This window comes from Nostoc sp., from assembly GCF_036917465.1.
GTDB lineage: Bacteria > Cyanobacteriota > Cyanobacteriia > Cyanobacteriales > Nostocaceae > Nostoc.
This window is the reverse complement of the sequence record NZ_JBALDL010000067.1, coordinates 1-25,081: the sequence shown is the minus strand read 5'-3', so window position 1 is coordinate 25,081 and position 25,081 is coordinate 1. Positions and strand designations below refer to the sequence as shown.

At 42.0% G+C, this 25,081-nt stretch carries 25 protein-coding genes, 1 other RNA gene and 2 pseudogenes; 21 read left to right on the top strand and 7 right to left on the bottom strand.

Going from position 1 to position 25,081, the window contains the following annotated elements; all coding sequences use genetic code 11:
- The first annotated feature begins 131 nt into the window (after positions 1-131).
- The 3 genes from V7K38_RS15250 to coaBC all read left to right on the top strand — a co-directional run bounded on the left by V7K38_RS15250 (position 132) and on the right by coaBC (position 2,451).
- On the top strand, positions 132-737 hold the full coding sequence (locus tag V7K38_RS15250; protein WP_442940776.1) for an alpha/beta hydrolase: 606 nt from the start codon (positions 132-134) through the stop codon (positions 735-737).
- A 154-nt stretch (positions 738-891) separates the two neighbouring features.
- Positions 892-1,104, top strand: a complete 213-nt coding sequence (isiD, locus tag V7K38_RS15245) for a protein IsiD (protein ID WP_334858968.1) — start codon at positions 892-894, stop codon at positions 1,102-1,104.
- Between the two features lie 141 nt (positions 1,105-1,245).
- Positions 1,246-2,451 (top strand): bifunctional phosphopantothenoylcysteine decarboxylase/phosphopantothenate--cysteine ligase CoaBC, encoded by a 1,206-nt coding sequence (gene coaBC / locus V7K38_RS15240; protein ID WP_334858966.1) that lies wholly within the window; start codon positions 1,246-1,248, stop codon positions 2,449-2,451.
- On the opposite strand, the gene ccmS is transcribed toward coaBC, so the two are convergent.
- Together ccmS and V7K38_RS15230 are read right to left on the bottom strand one after the other, a co-directional pair.
- Entirely contained in the window at positions 2,444-2,869 is a 426-nt protein-coding gene (gene ccmS / locus V7K38_RS15235) for a beta-carboxysome assembly chaperone CcmS (RefSeq protein ID WP_334858964.1), read from the bottom strand. The two genes, coaBC and ccmS, sit on opposite strands and share 8 nt — an antisense overlap.
- 166 nt (positions 2,870-3,035) lie before the next feature.
- Positions 3,036-3,194 carry a hypothetical protein gene (locus tag V7K38_RS15230; protein WP_334858962.1) on the bottom strand — a complete coding sequence of 53 codons (159 nt, stop codon included), beginning with the start codon at positions 3,192-3,194 and terminating at the stop codon, positions 3,036-3,038.
- A 207-nt stretch (positions 3,195-3,401) separates the two neighbouring features.
- On the opposite strand from V7K38_RS15230, the gene V7K38_RS15225 reads away from it, so the two are divergent.
- The 8 genes and pseudogenes from V7K38_RS15225 to V7K38_RS15190 all read left to right on the top strand — a co-directional run bounded on the left by V7K38_RS15225 (position 3,402) and on the right by V7K38_RS15190 (position 10,916).
- Positions 3,402-5,090, top strand: a complete 1,689-nt coding sequence (locus V7K38_RS15225; RefSeq protein WP_334858960.1) for a SulP family inorganic anion transporter — start codon at positions 3,402-3,404, stop codon at positions 5,088-5,090.
- Between the two features lie 447 nt (positions 5,091-5,537).
- The gene (locus tag V7K38_RS15220; RefSeq protein WP_334858958.1) at positions 5,538-6,389 is read left to right on the top strand and encodes an ABC transporter ATP-binding protein; all 852 of its coding nucleotides are present in this window, start codon (positions 5,538-5,540) and stop codon (positions 6,387-6,389) included.
- Positions 6,346-7,200 carry an ABC transporter permease gene (locus tag V7K38_RS15215; RefSeq protein ID WP_334858956.1) on the top strand — a complete coding sequence of 285 codons (855 nt, stop codon included), beginning with the start codon at positions 6,346-6,348 and terminating at the stop codon, positions 7,198-7,200. Before V7K38_RS15220 ends, V7K38_RS15215 begins: the two co-directional genes overlap by 44 nt.
- Before the next feature lie 19 nt (positions 7,201-7,219).
- The gene (locus V7K38_RS15210; RefSeq protein WP_334858954.1) at positions 7,220-7,693 is read left to right on the top strand and encodes a MarR family winged helix-turn-helix transcriptional regulator; all 474 of its coding nucleotides are present in this window, start codon (positions 7,220-7,222) and stop codon (positions 7,691-7,693) included.
- A pseudogene (locus V7K38_RS15205) lies at positions 7,659-8,942 on the top strand (MFS transporter). The gene V7K38_RS15210 and the pseudogene V7K38_RS15205 overlap by 35 nt, the downstream one beginning before the upstream one ends.
- A 350-nt stretch (positions 8,943-9,292) precedes the next feature.
- A complete protein-coding gene (gene gloA2, locus V7K38_RS15200) occupies positions 9,293-9,679 on the top strand; it encodes an SMU1112c/YaeR family gloxylase I-like metalloprotein (RefSeq protein ID WP_334858952.1) in 387 nt (128 codons plus the stop codon).
- Between the two features lie 8 nt (positions 9,680-9,687).
- Positions 9,688-10,149 (top strand): GNAT family N-acetyltransferase, encoded by a 462-nt coding sequence (locus V7K38_RS15195; protein WP_334858950.1) that lies wholly within the window; start codon positions 9,688-9,690, stop codon positions 10,147-10,149.
- A pseudogene (locus tag V7K38_RS15190) lies at positions 10,146-10,916 on the top strand (Rpn family recombination-promoting nuclease/putative transposase). Before V7K38_RS15195 ends, V7K38_RS15190 begins: the two are co-directional and overlap by 4 nt.
- Before the next feature lie 64 nt (positions 10,917-10,980).
- Here the strand turns inward: V7K38_RS15190 and V7K38_RS15185 are convergent.
- Positions 10,981-12,057 carry a PIN/TRAM domain-containing protein gene (locus V7K38_RS15185; protein WP_334858948.1) on the bottom strand — a complete coding sequence of 359 codons (1,077 nt, stop codon included), beginning with the start codon at positions 12,055-12,057 and terminating at the stop codon, positions 10,981-10,983.
- Positions 12,058-12,308: 251 nt separating this feature from the next.
- On the opposite strand from V7K38_RS15185, the gene hemW reads away from it, so the two are divergent.
- From hemW to V7K38_RS15170, 3 genes are all read left to right on the top strand, one after another.
- Positions 12,309-13,490 carry a radical SAM family heme chaperone HemW gene (gene hemW / locus V7K38_RS15180; RefSeq protein ID WP_334858946.1) on the top strand — a complete coding sequence of 394 codons (1,182 nt, stop codon included), beginning with the start codon at positions 12,309-12,311 and terminating at the stop codon, positions 13,488-13,490.
- Positions 13,491-13,586: 96 nt separating this feature from the next.
- Complete coding sequence (locus V7K38_RS15175; RefSeq protein ID WP_334858945.1) at positions 13,587-14,474, top strand: UTP--glucose-1-phosphate uridylyltransferase; 888 nt, start codon at positions 13,587-13,589, stop codon at positions 14,472-14,474.
- A gap of 101 nt (positions 14,475-14,575) precedes the next feature.
- On the top strand, positions 14,576-15,697 hold the full coding sequence (locus V7K38_RS15170) for a THUMP domain-containing class I SAM-dependent RNA methyltransferase (RefSeq protein WP_334858943.1): 1,122 nt from the start codon (positions 14,576-14,578) through the stop codon (positions 15,695-15,697).
- A gap of 642 nt (positions 15,698-16,339) precedes the next feature.
- Here V7K38_RS15170 and V7K38_RS15165 read toward each other — a convergent pair.
- Positions 16,340-16,534, bottom strand: coding sequence for a hypothetical protein (locus V7K38_RS15165; RefSeq protein WP_334858942.1), 195 nt, complete (start codon positions 16,532-16,534; stop codon positions 16,340-16,342).
- Between the two features lie 371 nt (positions 16,535-16,905).
- Between V7K38_RS15165 and V7K38_RS15160 the strand changes: the two genes are divergently transcribed.
- A complete protein-coding gene (locus V7K38_RS15160) occupies positions 16,906-17,109 on the top strand; it encodes a hypothetical protein (protein ID WP_334858940.1) in 204 nt (67 codons plus the stop codon).
- Positions 17,110-17,266: 157 nt separating this feature from the next.
- On the opposite strand, the gene trxA is transcribed toward V7K38_RS15160, so the two are convergent.
- The gene (gene trxA / locus V7K38_RS15155) at positions 17,267-17,584 is read right to left on the bottom strand and encodes a thioredoxin (RefSeq protein ID WP_334858939.1); all 318 of its coding nucleotides are present in this window, start codon (positions 17,582-17,584) and stop codon (positions 17,267-17,269) included.
- 415 nt (positions 17,585-17,999) lie between these two features.
- Between trxA and fabG the strand changes: the two genes are divergently transcribed.
- Positions 18,000-18,746 carry a 3-oxoacyl-[acyl-carrier-protein] reductase gene (fabG, locus tag V7K38_RS15150; RefSeq protein WP_334858938.1) on the top strand — a complete coding sequence of 249 codons (747 nt, stop codon included), beginning with the start codon at positions 18,000-18,002 and terminating at the stop codon, positions 18,744-18,746.
- Positions 18,747-18,978: 232 nt separating this feature from the next.
- On the opposite strand, the gene V7K38_RS15145 is transcribed toward fabG, so the two are convergent.
- Positions 18,979-20,061 (bottom strand): MraY family glycosyltransferase, encoded by a 1,083-nt coding sequence (locus V7K38_RS15145; RefSeq protein WP_334858937.1) that lies wholly within the window; start codon positions 20,059-20,061, stop codon positions 18,979-18,981.
- 158 nt (positions 20,062-20,219) lie between these two features.
- Between V7K38_RS15145 and groL the strand changes: the two genes are divergently transcribed.
- From groL to rnpB, 4 genes are all read left to right on the top strand, one after another.
- On the top strand, positions 20,220-21,893 hold the full coding sequence (groL, locus tag V7K38_RS15140) for a chaperonin GroEL (RefSeq protein WP_334858936.1): 1,674 nt from the start codon (positions 20,220-20,222) through the stop codon (positions 21,891-21,893).
- Between the two features lie 284 nt (positions 21,894-22,177).
- Positions 22,178-23,320, top strand: a complete 1,143-nt coding sequence (gene corA / locus V7K38_RS15135) for a magnesium/cobalt transporter CorA (RefSeq protein ID WP_334858935.1) — start codon at positions 22,178-22,180, stop codon at positions 23,318-23,320.
- Between the two features lie 63 nt (positions 23,321-23,383).
- A complete protein-coding gene (locus V7K38_RS15130) occupies positions 23,384-24,082 on the top strand; it encodes a hypothetical protein (protein ID WP_334858934.1) in 699 nt (232 codons plus the stop codon).
- Positions 24,083-24,128: 46 nt separating this feature from the next.
- Positions 24,129-24,557, top strand: an RNA gene (gene rnpB, locus V7K38_RS15125) — RNase P RNA component class A.
- A gap of 39 nt (positions 24,558-24,596) precedes the next feature.
- Here rnpB and V7K38_RS15120 read toward each other — a convergent pair.
- Positions 24,597-24,719 carry a hypothetical protein gene (locus V7K38_RS15120; protein WP_334858932.1) on the bottom strand — a complete coding sequence of 41 codons (123 nt, stop codon included), beginning with the start codon at positions 24,717-24,719 and terminating at the stop codon, positions 24,597-24,599.
- A gap of 129 nt (positions 24,720-24,848) precedes the next feature.
- Here V7K38_RS15120 and V7K38_RS15115 point away from each other — a divergent pair, with 129 nt between their 5' ends.
- Complete coding sequence (locus tag V7K38_RS15115) at positions 24,849-25,067, top strand: hypothetical protein (protein WP_334858930.1); 219 nt, start codon at positions 24,849-24,851, stop codon at positions 25,065-25,067.
- The last annotated feature ends 14 nt before the right edge of the window (positions 25,068-25,081 follow it).

Here is a 25,081-nt window from a genome sequence, read left to right as displayed (position 1 = left end):
TTTGGCTTCCAGCATAACGATATAGGCATTCTTTGGGCAAACAGCAAATGCCACTCAATACTAAGTCTGATTGAAGAGATAGGATTTATAAGAAGAAAAAATTTAGGAGCAAACCTCTGTCTTTACAAGCGATTACCGTTCCCCCTGAAACTTCTCAACCACCCGCAGGCTTAATCGTCACTTTGCATGGTTGGGGTGCTAATGCTGAGGATGTAGCATCTTTGTTACCCTTGCTCAACTTACCTGATTACCAGTTTATATTACCCAATGCACCTTATCCTTATCCTTATTCTCCGATAGGGAGGGCATGGTATGACCTGCGGGTAGAAAATATGTACGAAGGATTACCAGAAAGTCGCCAACTACTAATAGATTTTTTGCAATCTTTAGAAAGTAGCACTGGCGTACCTTTGTCACGCACTATCTTAAGTGGATTTTCTCAAGGCGGAGCAATGACTTTAGATGTCGGCTCAAAATTACCCCTAGCAGGTTTAGCTGTTATGAGTGGGTATTTACATCCTGATGCAGTAACGGCAGATCAAAAAGGGATTCCGCCGACTGTAATCAGTCACGGGAGATATGATGAAGTTGTCCCACTGCAAGCTGCTTTGAAGGCACGAGAAGCTTTAAAATCTCTAAAAGTGGCTGTGGAATACCACGAATTTGACATGGGGCATGAAATAAATCCAGAAACGTTAGACGTGCTACGGAATTTCGTTGTAAATGTAATTGGCTAGTCAGAATTACGAATTTTTTATAAATTCTGGTATAAATGCTGAAAATTTTCACGAAATCTATGCCTTCTAATGAGTAATATATATAGGGTGGCTGCGTTCAGCGCAACTTAACCCAGGCTGAAAGCGAGTGCTGCATAAGGGAGGGGCTAGCATTATGACAACTCTAAGCATTTCCAGAAAAGAAATTGCTGCCATTACTGCGGCAGAAGTAGAAGAACTGGCTGCACGTCTGGATCTGGATAATTACAATAATGCTTTTGATGGTTTAAATGATTGGCATCTATTGCGAGCGATCGCATTTCAGCGTCCAGAGTTAGTTGAACCCTATATCTATCTCTTAGACTTGGAACCTTACGATGAAGCGTAATTGAGAGTTAAAAGACGCGATTAATCGCGTCTGTACAAGAGTTAGGAGTAGAGACGCGATTAATCGCGTCTGTGCAAGAGTTGGAAATTAATGTTTGTAATTACTTACTCTGAAATTACTACTTACTCCTAACTTTTTACTATGACTAATCCAAAGTTGAACAGGGTTCTAATAGGTGTCGGTGGCGGTATCGCCGCCTACAAAGTTTGTGAATTGGTTTCGACGCTGTTTAAAACTGGGGTGGAAGTTCGAGTTATACTCACCCGTTCGGCACAACAATTTATTACACCTCTGACAATAGCAACCCTATCTCGTCATCCTGCCTACACAGATGATGATTTTTGGCAACCAACTCACTCTCGTCCGTTGCATATTGATTTGGGTGAATGGGCAGATGTCATGGTAATTGCTCCCTTGACGGCTAATACATTAGCCAAGTTAGCCTACGGAATGGCTGATAATTTACTCACAAATACCGTGCTGGCTTCTACTTGTCCCGTGCTGCTAGCACCGGCAATGAATACGGATATGTGGGAACAGCTATCGGTGCAGCGAAATTGGCAACAGCTATTAATAGATAGCCGATATCATGGGATGAATACAGGATCGGGTTTATTAGCGTGCGATCGCATCGGTGCTGGTAGATTAGCAGAACCTCCAGAAATTTTGGCTCATATCCAATCGCTGTTACACACTCAAGGCAAACGAGATTTAGCTGGTAAACGAGTCTTAATTAGTGCTGGGGGAACGCGAGAGTTTCTTGACCCAGTGAGGTTTATTGGTAATCCTTCTACAGGTAAAATGGGATTGGCTTTAGCGCAAGCCGCACTTCACCGAGGGGCAAATGTCACTTTAGTACATGGCCCAGCTAGTTGGGATGTACCATTAGGAGTGCAAGCAATTCCCGTAATTAGTGCCGAGCAAATGCAGCACGCCATGATGGAATGTTTACCCAATGCTGATGTAATTGTCATGTCAGCAGCCGTGGCAGATGTGAAGCCAAAAGATTATAGTACAGAGAAATTGCCCAAGCGATCGCTACCCCAAGCTTTACCCCTAGAACCAGTACCGGATATAGTCGCCCAATTAGCAAAACTTAAACAGCCGCATCAGATATTAATTGGTTTTGCTGCACAAAGTGGTGATATTGTCAAGCCAGCATTAGAAAAACTACAGAATAAAAAACTAGATGCAATTGTTGCCAATCCTATAGACCAACCTAATAGTGGTTTTGGGAGTGATAATAATCAAGCGATATTTTTAGATAGTCAAGGAAATAAGGTAGAAATTGCACCTTGTTCTAAATTAAAAATGGCTCATTATTTATTTGATTTTGTCATCAATTAAAACTTTCGTTCATGCGCTGTTCTAAAAGTTCTAATAATCCATCTACATCCTTACAAACTTGCTCAAAACAAATAGGTGGCGCTGGTTCCGGTACAAACTGAATTAACTTAATTTCACCCTTACCAATGCCAATCATCACAACTTCCACTTCCGGCTGATGATTTTCAACAATTCCCAAAATTTCCTGAAGTCGATTTTCAACTTTAATATTTAAATTTTCTATCTGCTCTTTCGGACAATAAACGAAATGCGGCGTTGGTTGCAAATCAATACCAACAGTACCCTGACTTTCACCATTTGCTAACCACAATCCCCAAAACAGCGCCGCCAATTCCTGCTGATTTGCTTTTACAAATTTATCCAACTGGCTACGCCACTTGTTATCACCCGATTCTGGTTGATTATTGCCAAAAAACATAAATAATTTGTAATGACGCTCTAGGACTCGCTAACGCTACGCTAGCGTAATTCGTAATTGAGACAGAAAGAAGACGCTAAAATTCTCTTAAACCTGATTGTACACGCCAGAGAGGAACATAAATCCCGGATTTCTCTAGCTAATTATTTATGGGTTGCCGATTCTACTAATTTCCCATGTTCCATGACATAAATGCAATCAGCATTGCGGATGGTGGAAATACGATGAGCGATCGCAGCTGAATTACCGCTTCTGTATCATCATAGCGGTTCTCGTTTGAGGTACACCCGTAAGGGCAACCCGTAAGGGCAACCCGTAAGGGCACGGCACTGCCGTGCCCCTACACCTCGCAATATAATCTTGTATCACATCTGAATTGGAACCGCTATATCCACATAATTTGACTTTTTTCGGAGATGTCTATAATGAAGGAGCTTTTGCCCGCACCTTCTTTGAAGCAACTGGTATATGCTTAATTGCCCGCATATCATAGTGTGCATCAAGAAATTTTGTATAAGAGTTGAAACTGAATATGCCAATCTCTAATATCGTCGAAGAACCACAGCTTATGCGCCTGAATCGCTGGTTTAGTGGACTGCGTGGCGATTTGACGGGAGGGCTAACAGCAGCAGTGGTGGCATTGCCCTTAGCTTTAGCCTTCGCGGTAGCAAGTGGTGTAGAACCAAAAGCGGGACTATATACCGCTATTGTGGCGGGAATTGTCGCGGCAATTTTTGGTGGTTCCCCAGTACAGATTACAGGGCCAACAGGAGCAATGGCTGTAGTTTTGGTGGGAATTGTCGCCAAGTACGGCCTTGAGAAAGTTTGGATTGCTGGGGTGATGGCTGGGATTATCCAAATTGCCTTGGGGGTTGCCAAACTTGGACAGCTAGTGAAGTTTATCCCCTATCCCGTGACGGCAGGCTTTACCAATGGTATTGCCGTGATTATATTTTGTGGTCAATTAAATAATTTCTTTGGTTTACAACTACCACGTAGCGAACACTTTTTACCGGGGCTTTGGCAAAGTTTAACTCATGTAGAAGCTCTAAATTGGGATGCTGTTGGGTTGGCAATGGTGGTGATGGCAGCCAATATTTTATGGCCCAAGATTAATACGACAATACCGGGTTCTTTGGTGGGGTTGGTATTGGCAACGGGGATAGCAACTTATTTTCATCTGGATGTACCGACAATTGGCAGCATTCCGCAATCTTTACCGATGCCCCAAGGTATTCCCCACTGGAATGATTTTAGTGTAATTCGAGAACTGATTAATCCGGCTTTGGCAATGGCTGCACTGGGAAGTATTGAATCGTTACTGTCGGCAGTTGTGGCTGATGGGATGACAGTGAGCGAAAAACACAATAGCGATCGCGAATTAATTGGTCAAGGATTAGCAAATATTATTGTCCCATTTTTTGGTGGTATCCCGGCAACAGGTGCGATCGCTCGGACTGCTGTCAATGTCCGTTCTGGCGGGAAAACTCGGCTATCTGGGGTAATTCATGGCGTTGCTTTAGCCATTATCGTTTTAACCTTAGCACCTTTAGCAGCACAGATTCCTTTAGCAGCACTTGCTGGCATTCTGATGGTGGTTAGTGTGCGGATGATTGAGTGGGAAGCCATTGGTTTATTGATGCGTGCTACCTATTCCGACTTTGCAGTGATGATTCTCACCTGGCTAGTGACAATCTTATTTGATTTAGTTCTCGCTGTAGAAGTGGGATTGATTGCAGCTGGAGCATTGTTCATCAAACGAATGAGCGATTTAAGTCTAGTAAAAGTACCTGAAACCGAAGTATTCCCCCCTGGTACTCCTCTAGAATTAGGTAAAGAAATTGCCGTTTATCGCGTAGATGGCCCCGTATTTTTTGGTGCTGCTGAACGCTTTGCTACTTTTCTCCGCGATGAACCGGAAGTGAAGTATTTAATTCTCCGGTTACGCTTTGTACCAAATATGGACACAACTGGGTTAGTAGCTTTAGAGGATATTTACCACGATTTGGAACGGCACAATTGCCGCTTAATTCTCACAGGTTTACAACCCGAAGTCCAACAACTATTAGAACGAACAGGATTGTTAAAAACAATTGGGTTATCAAATTGTTTTGAAACAACCACAGATGCGATTTGCTCTATCTCTCCTCAAATTCAAGGATGTTCTTTACCTATAGCGGCTGATTTAAAAACAAAAGAATTGATGGAATTAAATGACTAATTGTAATGAGGGCTGTTCACGAAGTGTTTTTGGAAAGTAGCCCTCACTACAAACTAATCTAAATATTTTAATATTTTTTATATAACTTGACCTGAGTTCGACGGGTTATTTAGTAATCACCTAATTGGCGGAAATATTGAAACCTCTCCCTGGTTTGACTACGCAAAACCGTCCCTCTCGCCCGTCGGAGAGGGACAGACTTGAAATTTAGTTCAAGGTAGGGAGAGGTTCGTCGAACTCATGTTAAGGGACTTCCAACAAATAAATTATCCAATCTTGTGGGGTGGGCAAGATGCCCACCCCGCAATAAATAGTTGAGTATTTTTTTATTTGGAAGTCCCTAACTTGACTCTGATTCAGATTTTTGTAACAAGTCTATTGACTTCAGAGAAGTATATTGAGACACTAATAGTTAGTTTAACTAATTAATAAACTTACATCAAAATTGTGACAATACTGACAGGAAAAATAAATCGGTCAGAACCTCCTAGCCAGCCAAAACCCTTGATTTTGGAAACTCAGGGACTCACGCGCCGTTTTGGGAAGTTAACGGCTGTTAATAACCTGAGCATATCTGTGGAAGAGGGTGAAGTCTTTGGCCTACTTGGCCCCAATGGAGCAGGGAAAAGTACAGTTATTAAAATGTTGACAACCTTGCTACCTATCAGTGCAGGGAAAGCAACCTTAGCTGGCTATGATGTGGCTCGTCAACCTAATCCTGTGAGACGGGCTATCGGTTATGTACCACAGGCGCTGTCTGCGGATGGTAGTCTCACGGGGTACGAAAATCTCTTAATTTTCGCCAAGCTGTATGGAATACCAGCCAAAGGACGCGATCGCCGCATTTATGAGATTTTAGAATATATGGGTTTGCAAGATGCGGCGAAGCGCCTGGTACGAAACTACTCTGGTGGGATGATCCGCAAGCTGGAAATTGGAATATCAGTTCTGCATCAACCCCAAATTCTGTTTCTTGATGAGCCGACTGTCGGACTAGATCCCATCGCTCGAACTCAAGTATGGCAACTTGTACTACAACTCTGTACTGATTACGGCACAACGATATTTTTAACAACCCACTTTTTAGAAGAAGCAGATAGCTTATGTAACCGAGTGGCGATTATGCAGCAAGGTGAAGTCGTAATTACAGGCACACCAAACGACTTAAAAGCTTCTTTAGATCAACCAAACGCAACTTTGGATGATGTCTTTATTCACTATACAGGCGACCAGTTAACATCAGGAGTGAACTATCGTGACACAGCAAGAACCAGACGTACTGCTCAACGGTTGGGTTAAAGCACCATCCACTGTCCGAGTCAATTTGATCTCTGCAATCAAAGAGCTAGTTACAAAAACTCTGGCGATCGCTGAATTAGAAATCCGTAAACTCCGCCACGATCCCACTGATTTAGTAGTTCGGGCTGTGCAACCAGCTTTATGGCTGCTAATTTTTGGGCAAGTTTTCTCCCGAACTCGCGCGATTCCTACAGGGAACTTACCCTATTTGGACTTTATTTCTGCTGGTATTTTGGCTCAGAGTATTTTGTTTGTGGCAATTTTTAGTGGTGGAATGACGCTAATCTGGGAGCGAGATTTAGGCATTGTCCATAAATTTTTAGCTAGTCCTACGCCTCGCGTGGCGATGGTGCTGGGCAAAGCCCTGGCGTGTGGGGTGCGATGCTTATCTCAGGTAGTATTCATTTACGGATTGGCATTTTTATTAGGTGTCAAGCTAAATCTTCATCCCCTAGCTATTCTCCAAGTACTGCTGCTAGTCATACTGGGAGCGGGAACATTTTGTATTTTTTCATTAATTATTGGCTGTTTGGTGAAAAGCCGAGAAAGGATGACGGGTATTGGACAATTGTTAACCATGCCGTTATTTTTTGCCAGCAATGCCATCTATCCGATTTCATTGATGCCCAGTTGGTTAAAGTTCATTTCCCATTTAAATCCGTTGACTTATCTGGTTGACGGCTTACGCAGCACCATGCTGCTGAATGGTACTAGCATCTATGGCTTTGGTCTGGATTGTACAATTCTCTTATTCACATTAATCATTTTGGCCATCCTTGGTGGAAAAGTTTATCCACGGGTGGCCATGTAATCAGGAGAACAACAAGCCCATGACCTTGGATAAACCTAATCAAGGTGCAACTTCCGAAGAATGTGCCGCTAGAGTAATGGATACAGTTCCATTAGTGATGCGGTTTATCCGAGCGGATATGCGTGCCCATAGTGCCGCTTTTTTATCTATACCTCAGTTGCGATCGCTAGCATTTATCAATCGCAATCCTGGCGCTTCATTATCTGACCTAGCAGAGCATTTAGGTGTCACCTCTGCCACGGCATCAGCAACCGTAGAACGCTTGGTACAACGCGATTTTGTGAAACGCTGCGCTCATCCTCAAGAGCGGCGGCGGGTGCTGCTCAATTTAACTGAAGATGGAAAACACCATCTCAAGCAATCCCAAGATCAAACTCGCGCTCATATTACCGACCTGTTAAAAGGTCTTTCAGAAGAACAAATTTCTAACATTGAAGAAGGCTTAACTCTACTAAAAAATGTCTTCGACCAAACGGAACTCAAATCCCCCTAACTCTGAGGTTGCACAGCACGATCCCTTTGCAGCCTTTAAGTTTCGAGACTATCGGCTATTTACCATTGGACGGTTGGCGCTGTTCGTAGGATCGCAAATGCAAACTGTAGCTATCGGCTGGGAACTCTATGAGCGGACTAACTCAGCGATCGCTTTAGGCGGTGTTGGGCTAGCGCAAGTCTTGCCGATGATTCTTCTCACCTTGATTACAGGACATGTGGCCGATCGCCGCGAGCGCAAAATCACGATCTTAATGTCAGTGAGCTTGCTAGCTCTCTGTTCGCTAGCTTTAGGAGTACTTTCTTATACTAAAGGTGCAGTTTTTCTAATTTACGCCTGCTTAGTATTAACAGGTGTCGCTAGGGCATTCCTCAAACCAGCCAGTGATGCCTTGATGTGGCAATTGATACCTGTTAGTGCTTTTACCAATGCAGCCACGTGGAATAGTAGTAGTTTTCAGTTAGCCGCAGTCATCGGCCCAGCCTTCGGGGGATTTGGCATTGCGCTACTAGGAAATGCTACAGGGGTTTATATATTAGCTGCGATCGCCGCGTTGCTGTGTTTTCTTTTAACGCTGGCAATTAAAGAGCAAAAAGCTATCCGTACAACTGAGTCAATCTCACTCAATGCGCTTGCTGCTGGTGCTAAATTTGTTTGGCCAAATCAGTTGATTTTAGCAGCGATTACATTAGATATGTTTGCTGTATTGTTGGGTGGTGCGTAGGCGTAGCCCGCCGTAGGCATCGCGCTTCTCCCCATTTTTGCCAAAGATATTTTACACGTGGGGCCAGTGGAATTGGGATATCTCCAAGCAGCCCATTCCATCGGGGCTTTGACTATGGCCATTACCCTGGCGTATTTACCACCCTTACGCAAAGCAGGCCCGGCCTTATTGTGGTCAGTGGTTGGCTTTGGCGTTGTCACAATTATCTTTGGACTTTCTCGTTCCTTTTGGCTATCTATGTTAATGTTGACCCTTGGTGGCGCACTAGATAGTATTAGCGTTGTGATTCGCCATACATTAGTTCAAATCAGAACACCGGATCATTTACGCGGTCGGGTTGCTGCTATTAATAGCGTGTTTATTAGTGCCTCAAATGAATTAGGGGGCTTTGAATCAGGCTTGACGGCAGCTTTATTTGGCCCAGTGATTTCTGTTGTGGGTGGCGGAATTGGCACAATTGTAGTGGTGATTGCTACGGCCATGATTTGGCCGGGAATCCGTAAATTAGGAGCTTTGCAGGAATAAAAATAGAAGCATTTATCTATTGGATTATATGGCGTTGCATCTCTGAAATTATCTAAATTCAAATTGGGAGAATAAGATGGCACGTAATCGCAATAAATTTGCTGAATTTTGGTCAATTATCAGTGCCTAATCGCAAGTTAAAATTGGTCATTGAAGGCTTGAGAGATCGCAATTTGTCGTTCAAAACTCTGCTGTGCTTCTTGTAATGGTAAGTCAGCGTCTTTAAGGCTGGTGGCATCAAGGTTTGTATTTTTAAGATTAGCATTTTGCTAAACCCCTTGTCTTGCAAAAACTAGCAAAACTTTGGTAAAACTGTTGGAGGTAAATTATCAGTAGCTTGAGAAGTACAAATGAAAACCACTGGTATTCATCATATAGCTATTATTTTTTCTGACTACGAGCGCTCCAAAAGGTTTTATGTCGAAACTTTAGGTTTTTCGATTATTGAAGAGACTTTTCGCGCCGAGAGAAATTCTTATAAATTAGATTTACTAGTGGGAGAAGATGCTCAAATAGAGTTATTCTCTTTTCCTACTCCTCCACAACGATTTAGTACTCCAGAAGCTTGTGGTTTAAGACATCTTGCTTTTAAAGTCGATGATATTGAGGAAACTGTTTTTTACTTAAACTCGCAAGGTGTTGAAACAGAAAATATCAGAATTGACGAAATCACAGGTAAGAAATTTACTTTTTTTAAAGATCCAGATAATTTACCATTAGAAATTTATGAAAATTAAGGTTCAATATGATTATCAGAGGATATAAACTATCTGATACCAAAGAAATCATGAAATTATTTTACGATACAATTCATGAAATAAATATTTGTGATTATACTCAAGAACAAGTCGATGCTTGGGTACCAAAAAATATTGATTATGAAGTTTGGCACAAAAGATTACAAGCCAAGCTTCCCTACATCGCTGAAAAGAATGGTGAAATAGTTGGGTTTGGAGAATTAGAAGCAGATGGTCACATTGATTGTTTTTATTGCCATAGCAAATACCAAAGACAAGGTATTGGCTCAAAACTCTTAAGTTATATAGAAAATACTGCAAAATTGCAAGGAATTAAACGACTTTATGCAGAAGTAAGTATTACTGCAAAGACATTTTTTGAAACCAAGGGGTTTAGCGTAGTTAGGGAACAGCAAGTGGAACGGCAGGGAGTTTGGTTGAAAAACTATGTTATGGAAAAATACTTATGAATTTTGACAATATCTGCAAATTTTTAGCTGAAAATTTCTCCAGTGACTTCGCTACTTGGTTATTAGGCGAACCCATCACTTTAACCGAACTAAGCTCAAAAGAATTATCTCTCGAATCAATTCGTGCTGATGCTCTAATTCTGCTACAGTCGGAGCAAAACATCTTACATCTGGAATTTCAAACCCAACCCGATGCGGAAATTCCTTTTCGGATGATTGACTATCGATTGCGAGTGTATCGCCGTTTTCCAGACAAAACAATGCATCAAGTTGTAATTTATCTCAAGCAGACAAATTCAGATTTGGTACAACAAAATACATTTACAATTGCCGGGACACGCCATGAATTTGGAGTTGTCAGACTTTGGGAACAACCAACCGAAGTATTTATGAGAACACCTTGACTGTTACCCTTTGCGGTTTTGAGTAGTACAATTGATCGAGAAGTCGTGCTTAACCAAGTTGCACGCCAGATTAATAATATGACAGAATCAAGAAATCAAAGTAATATTGCTGCTTCCACAGCGATTTTAGCTGGTTTAGTATTGGACAAAGAGGTTATTAGACGAGTCTTGAGGTCAGATATTATGCGCGAGTCAGTAATTTATCAAGATATTTTAGAAGAAGGCAAAGCTGAAGCTTTACTTGAAGTGGCAATCAACCTTTTTAAGACTGGTATGCCATTAGAACAGATAGCAACATTGACAGGGTTATCTATTGACCAGTTACAGTATTTGAAGGTAACTGAGTCTGATGATTCCAAATAAATAATCGGTGCAGGTTGACTGCACCGATTGCACAATTTATATTTCATTGCACCGGACGTTTCCCTCACGCCAATGCTGATGCTTGGGGCTTGGCAAAAATCATTCTTCCTGCGGTGGTTTGCAAAGCACTGGTGACTACTACTCGTATTTCACCACCTACATAACTGCTGCCTTCTTCAACAACTACCATTGTGCCATCATCTAAGTAGCCAATACCTTGACTAGGTTCTTTGCCTTCCTTAAGAATTTTTAAATCAAGGTTGTCGCCAGGTAAATAACTAGGACGGACGGCGTTCACTAAATCATTTACATTCAAAACAGGTACTTTCTGAACGCTAGCGACTTTAGATAAGTTGTAGTCGTTGGTTAGCAATGTACCGCTAATTTCTTGGGCAAAACGCACTAACTTGGCATCCACTGTGGGAATATCTTCGTAGTCAACTGCATTAATCAAAATGCGATCGGGATAATCTTCCTTAATGCGGTTGAGAATTTCTAGTCCTCGCCTTCCCCGCACCCGCTTTTGGTCTTTACTAGCATCGGCTACTTGTTGGAGTTCTTGCAAGACAAACTGCGGTACGAGAATTTGTCCCTCTAAAAACCCTGTTTCTAGTAGCGCTTCAATGCGACCATCGATAATGCAACTGGTGTCTAAAACTTTGGTATTAGCTGGTTTTAGCGTTCCTTCCACAACCATCGATTCCACAGTGTTGGGATTAATGAACCGTAATAAGCCCCGCCCGTGGGTATCTGCCAAGTTCATACCAGTGACGGAGAGGATAATACTACCGACAACTGCCACCAGTGGCTTGATAAATCCAAAATCCGCCGGGATAGGTAGTAAGAATAATGGGGCTAGCATGAGGTTAGCTAGCAATAACCCAATTACTAAGCCAATGGCACGAGTTAAAATCACTTCCAGAGGCATTTCTTTGACTTGCGATTCTAGGCGACGATATGTTGTCTGGAAACTCAGCCCGATCGCACCACCAATAATAGCGGCAAAGACGGCAACAACTAAGCGCAAAGCTTCAAGATTTGTTACCTGATCTAACGTGCCATTAGGTAGCAGTTCAATGCTGTAGAATCCGATTCCCGAAGCTGCGAGGATAAATGAGAAAATGATAATTGCGTCAAGCATGGTTATTTTGTTCTCCTGCAACTGTGTTCACCGATAAAGTTAAGTATTTTTTATTTCATCGGTAAGATAAACTCATCAATATTGACTTACACTAAGGGTTTAGGCTGACAATATCTGCAATTATTATAACTAAAGGCTTTTATCTTAATATTTTTCATTGTTTCTTTGTAAAACGACAAAAGTTTGTAAATAAACTACTCATTTTCATTGTCTCTAATTCGCAGTTGGCTTAACTTCAAACTTTTCTCAAAATGAGTCAAAAATTTAGTGTTTCTGGAATTGCGAGTTCTGCTTACGTGCATATTCCCTTTTGCAGGCGGCGGTGCTTTTATTGTGATTTCCCGGTGTCTGTTGTGGGCGATCGCTTGCGAGGCGAAACATCTGGTACTATCTCCCAATATGTTGAGGTGCTATGTCAAGAAATTGCCATTACACCAGCCTTTGTCCAACCCCTAAAGACAATTTTCTTCGGTGGTGGTACTCCTTCGCTGCTATCAACGGAACAGCTACAACGGATAGTGGGAGAATTGGAGAAGCATTTTGGTATTGCAACTGGTGCAGAGATTTCTATGGAGATTGATCCAGCTACCTTTGATTTAGCGCATATAGCAGGTTATCGCAGTGCAGGCGTGAACAGGGTAAGTTTGGGCGTACAAGCCTTTCAAGAGGAATTATTGCAGAGGGCGGGGCGATCGCACTCAGCTGAAGATATTTTTGCAGCTGTGGAATTAATCCACCAAGTTGACATTCCCGAATTTAGCTTAGACTTAATTTCTGGGTTGCCGCATCAGTCTTTGGATCAATGGCAAGATTCTCTAACAAAAGCAATGGCACTTTTACCCACTCATATTTCTATCTACGATCTTACCATCGAGCCAGGTACAGCCTTTGGTCGTTACTACAAACCTGGTGATACTCCAATGCCTACGGATGAAGCCACAGTCAAAATGTACCAAATGGGGCAACAGGTTTTGACTGGTGCAGGTTATGAGCATTATGAGATTTCCAATTATGCTCAACCTGGTCATCAATGTAAGCATAATCGAGTGTATTGGGAAAACCGCCCTTACTATGGCTTTGGGATGGGTGCAGCGAGTTATCTTGACGGGAAACGCTTCACTCGTCCGCGCAAGACTAGGGAGTATTACCAATGGGTGGAAGCTGGCGGTGTGATTGATTGCGATGTAACTCCTCCAAAGGAAGTATTGTTAGAAACGTTGATGTTGGGGTTGCGTTTGGCGGAGGGTTTGAGTTTGGCGGTGTTGGTGGAGACGTTTGGCGAAGAAAAGGTGGAAGAGATTTGCAGGTGTTTGCAAAGGTATTTTGATAAAGGTTGGGCGGAAGTTGCAGGGGGAAGGTTGCGTTTGATTGATCCCCAAGGGTTTTTGTTTTCTAATGTGGTGTTGGCGGAGTTGTTTGAGAAGTTGGGGTGACGAACCGCAGAGGCAATAGAGTTGCCAGTGCGTTGCGGGGGTTTCCCCCGTTGTAGCAACTGGCGCGGCACAGAGGAAGGAGGGGAGAGGGGATTTATGGAAAAAGATAAAGTTAGAAAGGCTGTGATTCCGGTAGCTGGTTTTGGAACTCGGTTGTTTCCAGCTACTAAGGTATTGAAAAAAGAACTTTTCCCGATTATTGATCGAGATGGTAGGGCAAAACCTGTCATTCTCGCAATTCTTGAAGAGGCAATTAATGCTGGAATTGCAGAAGTTGGGATTGTGGTACAACCGGACGATCGAGAAGTATTTGCAGATTTATTGAAAAATCCACCTAAAAAAGAGCTTTTTGATAAACTTTCACCACAGAATAAAGAATATAGCCGATATCTCGAAGATTTAGGCAGCAAAGTTACTATCTTATTGCAAGAGGAACAATTAGGTTATGGTCATGCGGTATTTTGTGCCAAGGATTGGGTACAAGATGAGCCTTTTTTGCTAATGTTGGGCGATCATATTTATGCATCTGATATTGCAAAATCTTGTGTGGGTCAAGTTTTAGATATTTATAAACAAGATAATAAAAGTGTTGTGGGTTTAACTACAATGCCAGAAGAAATTATTCATAAAGCTGGTTGTGTAACAGGAGTTTGGCAAGACATAAACTCGATTTTGTCAGTTACACAACTCTATGAAAAACCGACCATTGAGTATGCAAAACAGCATTTGCGTGTAGAGGGAATGACAGAAAATGAGTTTTTAGGTATATTTGGTTTGTATTTACTTACGCCGAAAATTTTTGACTTTCTAGGAGAACACATCAACCAAAATTTCCGAGAAGGAGGTGAATTTCAGTTAACATCCTGTCTAGAAAAATTGCGTCAAGAAGAGGGAATGACAGGATATATTGTTAAAGGTAACTGTTTTGATACAGGTTTGCCAGATGCTTATCGTCAGACAATGATTGATTTTAGAAATTTCTAGATTAATCTTAGTTAAAAAACAAAAAGATCCCCGACTTCTTGAAGAAGTCGGGGATCTGAGCGTCTCAGTAGCCTTTAATTACGAATTACGAATTACGAATTATGAATTATTTTGCAACAGTTGCTCGCGGATTAGAAACCCTGGCGGCTCAGGAGTTAGAGCAACTGGGTGCCGATTCTGTAGAGCCAGGATTTTGTGGTGTAGCTTTTGAGGGCGATCGCACTCTACTTTATCGCGTCAATCTCTGGGCTAGGCTGCCGTTCCGAATCTTGGTAAATATCCGTGAGTTTCCTTGCCAAGATGCGGAGGATCTCTATCGCGGCATCCAAACCATTGATTGGCAAAACTATTTAACGCCAGATATGACGCTGGCTGTGAATGTCACGGGCAAAAACAAACACCTCAACCACAGCCACTTCACATCTCTCCAGGTCAAAAATGCGATCGTTGATCAGCAGCAGGAAAAGCTGGGTGAGCGTTCAAATGTAGAGCTTCATGAACCAGATGTGCGGGTGAATGTTCATATTGAACGCGACTTTTGTACCGTCAAACTCGACAGTTCTGGAAATAGTCTGCACCGCCGAGGCTATCGCCCTGCGGTTGGAATAGCCCCTCTCAAGGAATCTCTGGCTTCTGCCCTCATTCAACTTTCCGGTTGGCAGCCAAACCAGATGTTCTACGATCCTCTGTGTGGATCTGGGACTTTACCTTTGGAAGCTAGCTTAAAAGCACTTAATATCGCACCGGGGCTATTTCGTGATTGCTTTGGATTTGAAAATTGGCTCGATTTTGACCTGCCCCTTTTAGAAAAGCTGCTCCAAGAAGCTAAGGATAGTCAACTTGATACCCTTCCCGCACCTATTTGGGGAAGCGATCGCGATGAAAATGTAATTGAGCAAGCGATTAACAATGCTCAAAATTGCGGCGTTGATAATCATATCTGGTTTTCTCAAATGGAACTTGCTGATGTTGTCGCCCCCGCAGATAGTGGAATTTTATTGTGCAATCCACCTTATGGCGAACGGCTGGGACGAGATAGTGATTTGGGGGAATTTTACAAACTTTTGGGTGATGTCTTGAAACAACGCTTCAAAGGCTGGACTGCATTTGTGCTGAGTGGGAATAAGGAACTGTCTCAATCGATTGGGCTGAAATCATCCAAACGGATTGCAGTGTACAACGGAACTATACCTTGTCAGTTAATGAAATATGAACTCTACTAAGAGCGATTTGTAGCTACGAATGATTCGCCCTGTGAATGGTACATCTCTGCTGTATTTGAAGATGAATCAGAAACAGAGTCAACCCTGTTTAACTTCTGTGAAGAACCAGCTTTAACAATCGGGTAAATTTCCCACTGCGATCGCGCTTGACAGACGTTTACATCTTGACTCCAGGCATAATAACAAAAGCCCTACCTAGAAAATATCTATAGGACTCATATTTGATTTTTGAACAAAACTCAGTACACCTTTATTCCTTCTTTCCAGTCCCCAGTCCCCAGTCCCTTACCTCTACGAGTGATTCAGAAATCAAATCGGATTGCTATAGTTGGGGCTTGATATTAGAATTGACGCAAGCGCTGCTAATTGTTTCTTTTGTCTGAGTTACCAGTTTGATTTGATGGTTGGTGCTTTTGTATCACCAGCTCCATCTGGCAAGTCACCGCATTGATTCTATGTTTAACCTTATCAAAATCAATATTCATCCAAATATAGGCTTTTTCAGGTATTTCCCGTTTAAGACTCATATATTGTTTTCTTTGTCAAGATATTTTTTTTATATCTATACAATATACCTATCTCAATTTCTAAACTACTTTCTCTAGACATACAAGTAAATATATTTAATGTTTGCTTAAGCTTTTATGTTAAGTTTTCTTTGAAAAATCGCATTTCTAGCATTACCGCCTCAACTTCATCTAAGGTGTTGTAGAAATGTGGTGCAATGCGAATTTCGAGTGGAGAACGATAATCCACAAAAAAACTCGGATGAAGTCGAGCTAAGGCTAATATTGGGAGAGTCGCATTAAGAAAATCTACAAGTTCCTCTTTTGTCAAGTCAGCTAATAACCTTAATTCACAAATAAAATTAGGTTAACTAATTATTAACTTTTTGTCGATTTCTTTTTAGAAGATCAATACCTTATTAGTAAATAATGCGGCAAGACCTGTATCAAAATATATGTTAACCACATAACTTTAAGGCTGTAAAGAGTCTATGGTAGGGCAAACGCATCTATATACTATTCATAAGCATTTCAAGGTAGTCTTCAGTCTATAGGACTAGCCCTTTCAAGGTGACTCTTAAAACCTCTGCTTTCTCCTCTGCGTCTCTTTTGCTTCTGCGGTTTAAAAGTATTTTATTAAACCACTCCAGACGCAGAGAACACAGAGAAAAGAAGAATTATTGCCCAAAAATTTTACCCACCTTGAAAGGACTAGTCCTCAAAGATAAATTAACGTCACCTTTTTTGTGGATAAATTTTTCAGAATTGATTGAAGTTGATAAAAATGAATATTTACTTTATAAAAGATATTCTTCCCAAATAAAGTTAACTAAGCAGCAGGTAGTGGTCAGGATTTACGTAATTGGCACAAGCGATGGCACAGCATGGACACTAACTAGCAATTAACGTGAATATAGCCTCTACTTATTTTCTCCTTATTACAATACTGCTTCGCTAATGCGATTTCTATTGCAAATACAAAGCTTTTGAAATGTTAGTCAACAATATTTATGTACTATGAAATGGCGATCGCATTGTGCCAGTTACGTAAATCTTGTGGTACTTAAATAATTGTTGTTAGATGTTGTACCAAATCTGCTGCTTGTCTTACACCCTCTATTCGCTCCACAGGCTGACCCTGCTTAAAAAGTACTAGAGTTGGGAGAGCAGAAATTTGATACTTACCAGCCAATTCTGTGTATTTGTCTGTGTCAATTTTGACAATCCGCAGGCGATCCTTAAGTTGGGCATTTACTTGCTCTAAAATTGGCACCATCATCTGACATGGGCCACACCATTCAGCATAAAAATCCACTAATACAGGTACATCAGAATCAGACAACATCTCTTCAAAGCTGTTAAATTGTTTTTTAGTTGCCATGTGACACACACCGATTTTTAATTATTTCTTTCAATGGTAATTCTTATAAAATAAAATCGCTATAGGAACATGGGTTTTTCTTGGTAAAAGATTACATTAGTTAATATAGATCAAGAATATTAAATAATTCTAATAAAATACACATATTATTTTATTTAGAGAAAATAAAAGGGTTTAAGACCCCAACCATAAAGGTAGTCCCAGTTTCAGTCGGGGTTGAAATCTCCCGGAGTTGCTCCTCTTCTCCCTTGGCGCTAGCCTCTCCCTTTGGGAGAAGGGGAGACGCTACGCGAACGTCTGAAAATGTCTTTAATTTTGAATTTTGAATTTTGAATTTTGAATTTTGAATTGTTAAATGTTCCCTAAATCGCCATAAGATAATTAGCGCGGTATTTCTAAGATCGAGGGAGATTAAATGACACTATTAAAAGATAAAGTTGCAATTGTCACAGGTGCTTCACGGGGAATTGGGAGAGCGATCGCAATTGAATTAGCCACACAGGGAGCGATCGCAGTTGTTAATTATGCCAATTCGAGTGCAGCAGCCGAGGCAGTTGTTACGGAAATTACAGCAGCAGGAGGGGAAGCGATCGCTATTCAAGCAGATGTTTCTAAAAGCGATCAAGTAGACATACTAGTTAACACCGTCATGGAAAAGTTTAAGCGTGTGGATATTTTAGTTAATAATGCAGGAATTACCCGCGACACACTACTTTTGCGTTTGAAGCCAGAAGATTGGCAAGCTGTGATAGACCTTAATCTAACGGGTGTTTTCTTATGTACACGCGCCGCCAGTAAAATTATGCTCAAACAGCGATCGGGACGAATTATTAACATTACCTCGGTTGCTGGGCAAATGGGCAACCCAGGGCAATCCAACTACAGCGCCGCCAAAGCAGGAGTCATCGGCTTCACCAAAAGCGTTGCCAAAGAACTGGCTACTCGCGGCATCACCGTTAACGCCGTCGCCCCTGGATTTATCGCCACCGATATGACTAGCGATCTTAAGAACCCCGAAGATATTCTGAAATATATCCCTCTCGGTCGCTTCGGTCAACCCGAAGAAGTCGCTGGTATGGTGCGCTTCCTCGCCGCCGATGCCGCCGCCAACTACATCACCGGACAAGTTTTTAATGTCGATGGCGGCATGGTAATGGCGTAAATAGTTTAAGCAGTCAATAAATAATTTGAGATTTTACATAAATAGGGGCGCACAGCTAGTTGTGCGCCCCTATTTATATACAAATAATTTTGGATAATTTATTTTTGGAGTGCTGCTTCACCAAAATCCAAAATTTAAAATCTAAAATCTAAAATTCAGTCGAAGTATATATGCACCACACACAGAAAAAACCATAGTAGGGCTAGCATTGCAATGCCCGCCCCACAAGCAACTAAGGCTGTTGGCGTATCCTTTGCCAGACAGTAAAACCCAAAAGAAGGATAATGCTAATGGCGGTAGTCATCATCACAGCAAAACTCATGCCTTGTATTCTCATTGCCAACAAGTTGAAAAATAAGGTAATTGACCAAAGCGTGAACGCAGCATGGCGCTGGGAGAGTCCCCAAGCAAGTAAGCGGTGGTGCAGATGGTCTTTGCCAGGAGTACTAAGAGGGTTATTTCCTGCTAGTAGCCGCCGCACAAATACTTGCGTGGTGTCCAGCACTGGTAACAACAGAAATAAAACCGTAGGAATTAGCGCATAAACTGTGTTTTGTTGCAGTTTGCCTAAAATACTAGTTGCTGCCAGCACATAGCCAAGAAAGTACGCTCCGGCATCACCCATAATAATTCGTGATGGATGGAAGTTATGGCGCAAAAAGCCTAATGCAGCACCTCCCAAGGCTGCGAGTACCAAAATTGCCGCCGCACGATTGTTAAATTGGGCTGCAACGCCCAACAAACTCATGGCGGTAATAAAGCTGATTCCTCCTGCCAAACCATCCATACCATCCATCAAGTTGATGGCGTTGGTAATCCCTACTACCCACAACACTGTCAGCGACATAGACAGAAGTGAGTCGATGGGAGTGCCAAACATAACTTTGACACTGATACCATTAGCAACCAGCAACAGTGCTGTGACAATTTGCGCCCACAATCGCACAGAGGGCGGTAAGCCGAACTGATCGTCGATAAAGCCCACAAGGACTAATATCGAACCCCCCAACAGAATAGTGAGCACCTGAGCCAATACGTTTTGGAGTTCGATCGGTCGTAAAAGGCTAGCTAATACCAACGCAGCAATTACACCCGCGTAGATAGCCAGCCCCCCTGCATTTGGTAAAGGTTCTCGATTCAGTCGGCGGGCGTTGGGTTGGTCAGCCCAACCTACTCGCAAGGCAAATTTGCGGACTGTGGGAATTAAACGCCACGTTACAAGCCAAGCGAAGAGAAACGTAAATACTACTGCCAACCAGCCGGTGCCGCTAGGATCGGCAATACCAAGCAATTTAAGGGAGTTGTCTAGATTCATCTCCCAATTCAAGCATTACTGCCAGTATCTAATATGAGCATCACCTGTATATTAATCAATTTTTTTTATTTCCATTTGTAACTTGAGCCGCTTGAGAGATTAGCACTCTTGCTCTGTGAGTGCTAAATTGTCTAATGGAAGCGCTGGAGAAATAAAACATGGCGAAAATTATTGCATTTAATGAGGAATCTCGGCGAGCTCTAGAAAGGGGTGTTAACGCCCTTGCTGATGCCGTAAAAATCACCTTGGGGCCTAAAGGTCGTAATGTGCTTTTAGAGAAAAAATTTGGCGCACCTCAAATTGTCAACGATGGTATCACTGTTGCCAAGGAAATTGAATTAGAAGATCCTTTAGAAAATACTGGTGCAAGACTCATCCAGGAAGTAGCCTCAAAAACTAAAGATGTCGCTGGAGATGGTACAACCACCGCTACCGTTTTGGCACAAGCCTTGATTCGGGAAGGTTTGAAGAACGTCGCGGCGGGTAGTAACCCAGTTAGCTTGAGACGCGGGATCGACAAAACTATTGAGGCACTAGTAAAAGAAATTGCCAAGATAGCCAAGCCAGTAGAAGGAAGTGCGATCGCCCAAGTTGCCACTGTCTCTGCTGGTAACGATGAAGAAGTTGGCCAAATGTTAGCCCAAGCAATGGAAAAAGTCACCAAAGATGGTGTCATTACCGTTGAAGAATCTAAATCTCTCACCACTGAACTAGAAGTAGTTGAGGGGATGCAGATTGACAGGGGTTATATTTCACCCTACTTCGTCACCAACAACGAGCGGCAAATCGTAGAATTTGAAAACGCGCGGATCTTGGTGACAGATAAAAAAATCAGCAGCATTCAAGATTTAGTGCCAATCTTGGAAAAAGTCGCCCGTTCTGGTCAGCCCTTGTTAATTATTGCTGAAGATGTCGAAGGTGATGCTTTGGCAACTTTGGTAGTGAACAAAGCGCGGGGTGTATTGGCAGTGGCTGCCATTAAAGCGCCTGGGTTTGGCGATCGCCGCAAAGCTCTGTTAGAAGATATTGCTATTCTCACAGATGGGCAATTAATTTCTGAAGAAATCGGCTTAAGTTTGGATACTGCTGCTCTAGAAGCATTGGGAACTGCCCGCAAAATCACCATTGACAAAGAAAGCACCACCATTGTAGCTGGTAGTGTCACCAAGCCAGAGGTACAAAAGCGGATTGGTCAAATTCGCAGGCAGTTGGAAGAAACCGATTCTGAATACGATCAAGAAAAACTGCAAGAACGCATCGCCAAGCTTGCTGGTGGCGTGGCAGTGATTAAAGTCGGTGCGGCAACCGAAACCGAACTAAAAGACCGCAAACTGCGGATTGAAGACGCACTGAACGCCACTAAAGCTGCGGTGGAAGAAGGTATTGTTCCTGGTGGTGGAACGACTTTAATTCACTTAGCCAAGGCGGTAGAAGCGATTAAAAAGACCTTAGAAAATGACGAAGAAAGAATTGGGGCTGATATTGTTGGACGAGCGCTAGAAGCCCCCTTGCGTCAGATAGCAGATAATGCAGGTGCTGAAGGTTCTGTGATCGTCTCTAAAGTCCGAGAGAGCGAATTCAACATTGGCTACAACGCTGCTACTGGCGAATTTGAAGACTTGATCGCGGCTGGTATTATCGACCCTGCCAAAGTCGTGCGTTCAGCTTTGCAAAATGCTGGTTCCATTGCTGGTTTGGTCTTAACCACCGAAGCGATCGTTGTTGAAAAACCAGAGAAAAAATCTGCTGCTGCTGCCCCTGATATGGGCGGCATGGGTGGCATGGGCGGCATGGGTGGCATGGGCGGTATGGGCGGCATGGGCATGTTCTAACTTCTGCTCACCCAGATAAATATGTTTTCAGCAGTTTGTCTTGCCAAGGCAAACTGTTTTTTTATAGCATTGCTGATTCAGAGCCGATATGTTATACCAATTCGTAATTCGTAATTCGTAATTGAGATTCTTCAGATTAAATCTGGACGATAACCAAATTATCCACTTATTTTGTATTAAAGTTTGTAAAATTACGTGGAAATGGTTATTAGTCACTATTCAATTATTTTTCCTAATGACTAATGACTAATGACTAATGACTAATGACTAATAGGTAATATTGCATGGCACGAAAACTGCGTCGTCTTTCCAAAATACTAAATAAGCCATACGAAGATGAGTTTCATCACCAACCAGGGACTATACCTGGAACCATTTTTATTGATGCAGATGCTCCACTACCGATAATTTTCTTGATTGACTATAACCAAACCAATTTCATCCGCGAACAAATAGCAACTCCAGAGGAGTGTGTTCCATATATTGATAGCGAATCCATTTCTTGGGTAGATGTACAAGGTTTAGGTAGTCAAGATATATTACAACGATTGGGTAAAGTTTTTGAGTTACATCCTCTAGTTTTAGAAGATATAGTCAATGTGCCGGAGCGTCCTAAAACAGAGGATTATGAAGACCAATTGCTATTCATTGCCCGCATGGTAGTAGCAAAAGAAAGAACATGTGGTTTTTACAGCGAACAAGTGAGTTTGATATTAGGGAAAAATTATTTGCTGACAGTCCAAGAAGAACCAGAACATGATTGTTTTGAAGGAGTGCGATCGCGAATTGAAAAAAGCAAAGGGATCATTCGCAAACAAGGAGCCGATTATTTAGCTTATGCCGTGTTAGATGCAATTATTGATGGTTTTTTCCCAGTTTTAGAGCTTTATGGAGAGCGAATCGAAGAGTTGGAAGAGGAGGTAATAGTCAGACCTACCCCGCAAACACTACAAAATATTTATCAAATTAGGCGAGAATTACTGCAACTACGTCGGGCTATCTGGCCCCAGCGAGATGCAATTAATTCTTTGATTCGAGATGGCAGTGAATTGATTGGTGAAGAAGTGCGAATCTACTTGCGAGATTGTTATGACCATACAGTGCAAGTGATGGACATGGTAGAAACTTATCGAGAACTAGCATCTGGATTAATGGATGTGTACCTTTCGGCAGTGAGTAATAAAATGAATGAAATCATGAAGGTACTAACGATAGTTTCAACAATTTTTATTCCACTGACTTTTGTGGCGGGAATATATGGTATGAATTTCAATACTGAAAAATCACCATATAATATGCCGGAATTGAATTTTTATTGGGGCTATCCAATTTGCTTGGCAGTGATGGCTGCGATCGCAGCTAGTTTGCTATTCTTCTTTTGGCAACGGGGTTGGCTGCAAAATTCTGTAACAATTAAGCGTAATTAATAATTGCAGATGGATGACGAATCAAATATACATTCATTAATATCGGAGTTAATATTCTAATTTATGAGGAGTAGTGACCAGAATTTAATAGTTTTGACTGTTTATATTATCGGTGTTTCTTATGTTTTTAACCGCATGGTTGAATCAATTGACGATCAAGTTAAGTTCGAGTTTAAAAAAGGAATCGTTGACGAGCAACTCAAAGAACAAAATCTCGACGATAAAATTGGGATTTCCTTTAAACTCAAATCCTCATACCCAATTGACGATTTGAAAGATTTAGGAATTAGCGTTGAAAATAAATCTGATAATGTTGCTGTATACGTTGACTGGGACAACAGTTCTTTAGTAGTTGAACATAGCAAACAATCGCGCCGCGTGATTCGGAAATCACCAGACTTAACCCGCGACTTAGCAGTACCCCAAAGTCCTAGCCTGATTGCTCCCAAGAAAACACTTTCGGAAACGGTGACAGCAGAAGATGTATTCGAGCGGGATCAAGTAGCTGGAACCTATTTAGCGAAAAAACCACTAATTGATATCAACGGACTGCAAAAAGGGCAAAAAAAATTGTACAACGACTTTATTAACAGAAAAAAGGAGTTAGACTTTTCCCTACAACTGGTGCTAAGGATATCTGAAGTGCGTTTAGGTTTAGCCCCAGGTCGTGATTTTCCCTCCATTAGTATTATCAATTGTCCTTTCACGGTCAGGAAACTACCTTGGACTTACGCCTTACCGTGGAATAAAAAAAAGCAATAGCAACCAGACAGACTATGCCATCCAAGATTACACTGGATCTAAGGAGAGAGTAGACGCAGGCGGTTGCAGATCAGTCATAGTCACTGGTTTGAGGAAAGTCCGGGCTCCCGAAAGACCAAACTTGCTGGATAACGTCCAGTGCGAGCGATCGTGAGGATAGTGCCACAGAAAGATACCGCCAAGACTAGGGACTGGGGATTAGGGACTGGGGACTGGGAAAAATTTTCCTAATCCCCAATCCCTAATCCCCAATACCCAACTTGGTAAGGGTGCAAAGGTGCGGTAAGAGCGCACCAGCAGTATCGAGAGGTGCTGGCTCGGTAAACCCCGGTTGGGAGCAAGGCGATAGGAACTACGGTTGGTCTTTTCCCAGTTCCGCTCAATGAGAGCCGCTAGAGGCGTTTGGTAACAAGCATCCCAGATAGATAACTGCCCTCGCAAGAGAACAGAACCCGGCTTATGTACTGCTCTTTCCCCTGCAATGGAGTATGAACCTTTCACGGTTTGTACTCTATTATTTTTTGTATGGGTTTTGTCCGGTGGTTAATTCATCATTTAAAGCATTCCCAGTATCTCTAATGGTGTAATCGCGTAATGCTCTCAAGCTTTTAACTTCTAATTCTGTGCGTGTAAACATAAAATAGAGTTACCTCTTGTAAAAGTGGGAATCGGTGGTGAACTAATTTACAAGACACGATCGCCACCAATACAAAACTCTATTCCGTTGTTAACATCGACTTAAAGCTATATTTACGTTTCTATATAAATGGCTAAAGCTAAGGGTAAACCTGAAAATTTTGGAAACCAACCAAGCAAGGAATTAACCGAACAATTGAATTTTCGTGTCACCAAGGAAATGAAGCAAGAGGTAAAAGCTAAAGACGATCCTCCTGAGTTTTGCCGTCAAGCTATTCAACTGGAGTTTAGACTAGGCTATGCAAAACGACCCAGCACTGCTGAGTTAATCAGAGACTTAGCGAAATGATGAATAATCTTTAG

Bases quoted from the DNA above. Each gene is read 5' to 3' on its own strand.
- isiD (WP_334858968.1), top strand. From the start codon at position 892: ATGACAACTCTAAGCATTTCCAGAAAAGAAATTGCTGCCATTACTGCG.
- coaBC (WP_334858966.1), top strand. From the start codon at position 1,246: ATGACTAATCCAAAGTTGAACAGGGTTCTAATAGGTGTCGGTGGCGGT.
- ccmS (WP_334858964.1), bottom strand. From the start codon at position 2,869: ATGTTTTTTGGCAATAATCAACCAGAATCGGGTGATAACAAGTGGCGT.
- V7K38_RS15225 (WP_334858960.1), top strand. From the start codon at position 3,402: ATGCCAATCTCTAATATCGTCGAAGAACCACAGCTTATGCGCCTGAAT.
- V7K38_RS15210 (WP_334858954.1), top strand. From the start codon at position 7,220: ATGACCTTGGATAAACCTAATCAAGGTGCAACTTCCGAAGAATGTGCC.
- gloA2 (WP_334858952.1), top strand. From the start codon at position 9,293: ATGAAAACCACTGGTATTCATCATATAGCTATTATTTTTTCTGACTAC.
- V7K38_RS15195 (WP_334858950.1), top strand. From the start codon at position 9,688: ATGATTATCAGAGGATATAAACTATCTGATACCAAAGAAATCATGAAA.
- V7K38_RS15185 (WP_334858948.1), bottom strand. From the start codon at position 12,057: ATGCTTGACGCAATTATCATTTTCTCATTTATCCTCGCAGCTTCGGGA.
- hemW (WP_334858946.1), top strand. From the start codon at position 12,309: ATGAGTCAAAAATTTAGTGTTTCTGGAATTGCGAGTTCTGCTTACGTG.
- V7K38_RS15175 (WP_334858945.1), top strand. From the start codon at position 13,587: ATGGAAAAAGATAAAGTTAGAAAGGCTGTGATTCCGGTAGCTGGTTTT.
- V7K38_RS15170 (WP_334858943.1), top strand. From the start codon at position 14,576: ATGAATTATTTTGCAACAGTTGCTCGCGGATTAGAAACCCTGGCGGCT.
- trxA (WP_334858939.1), bottom strand. From the start codon at position 17,584: ATGGCAACTAAAAAACAATTTAACAGCTTTGAAGAGATGTTGTCTGAT.
- fabG (WP_334858938.1), top strand. From the start codon at position 18,000: ATGACACTATTAAAAGATAAAGTTGCAATTGTCACAGGTGCTTCACGG.
- V7K38_RS15145 (WP_334858937.1), bottom strand. From the start codon at position 20,061: ATGAATCTAGACAACTCCCTTAAATTGCTTGGTATTGCCGATCCTAGC.
- groL (WP_334858936.1), top strand. From the start codon at position 20,220: ATGGCGAAAATTATTGCATTTAATGAGGAATCTCGGCGAGCTCTAGAA.
- corA (WP_334858935.1), top strand. From the start codon at position 22,178: ATGGCACGAAAACTGCGTCGTCTTTCCAAAATACTAAATAAGCCATAC.
- V7K38_RS15130 (WP_334858934.1), top strand. From the start codon at position 23,384: ATGAGGAGTAGTGACCAGAATTTAATAGTTTTGACTGTTTATATTATC.
- V7K38_RS15120 (WP_334858932.1), bottom strand. From the start codon at position 24,719: ATGTTTACACGCACAGAATTAGAAGTTAAAAGCTTGAGAGCATTACGC.
- V7K38_RS15115 (WP_334858930.1), top strand. From the start codon at position 24,849: ATGGCTAAAGCTAAGGGTAAACCTGAAAATTTTGGAAACCAACCAAGC.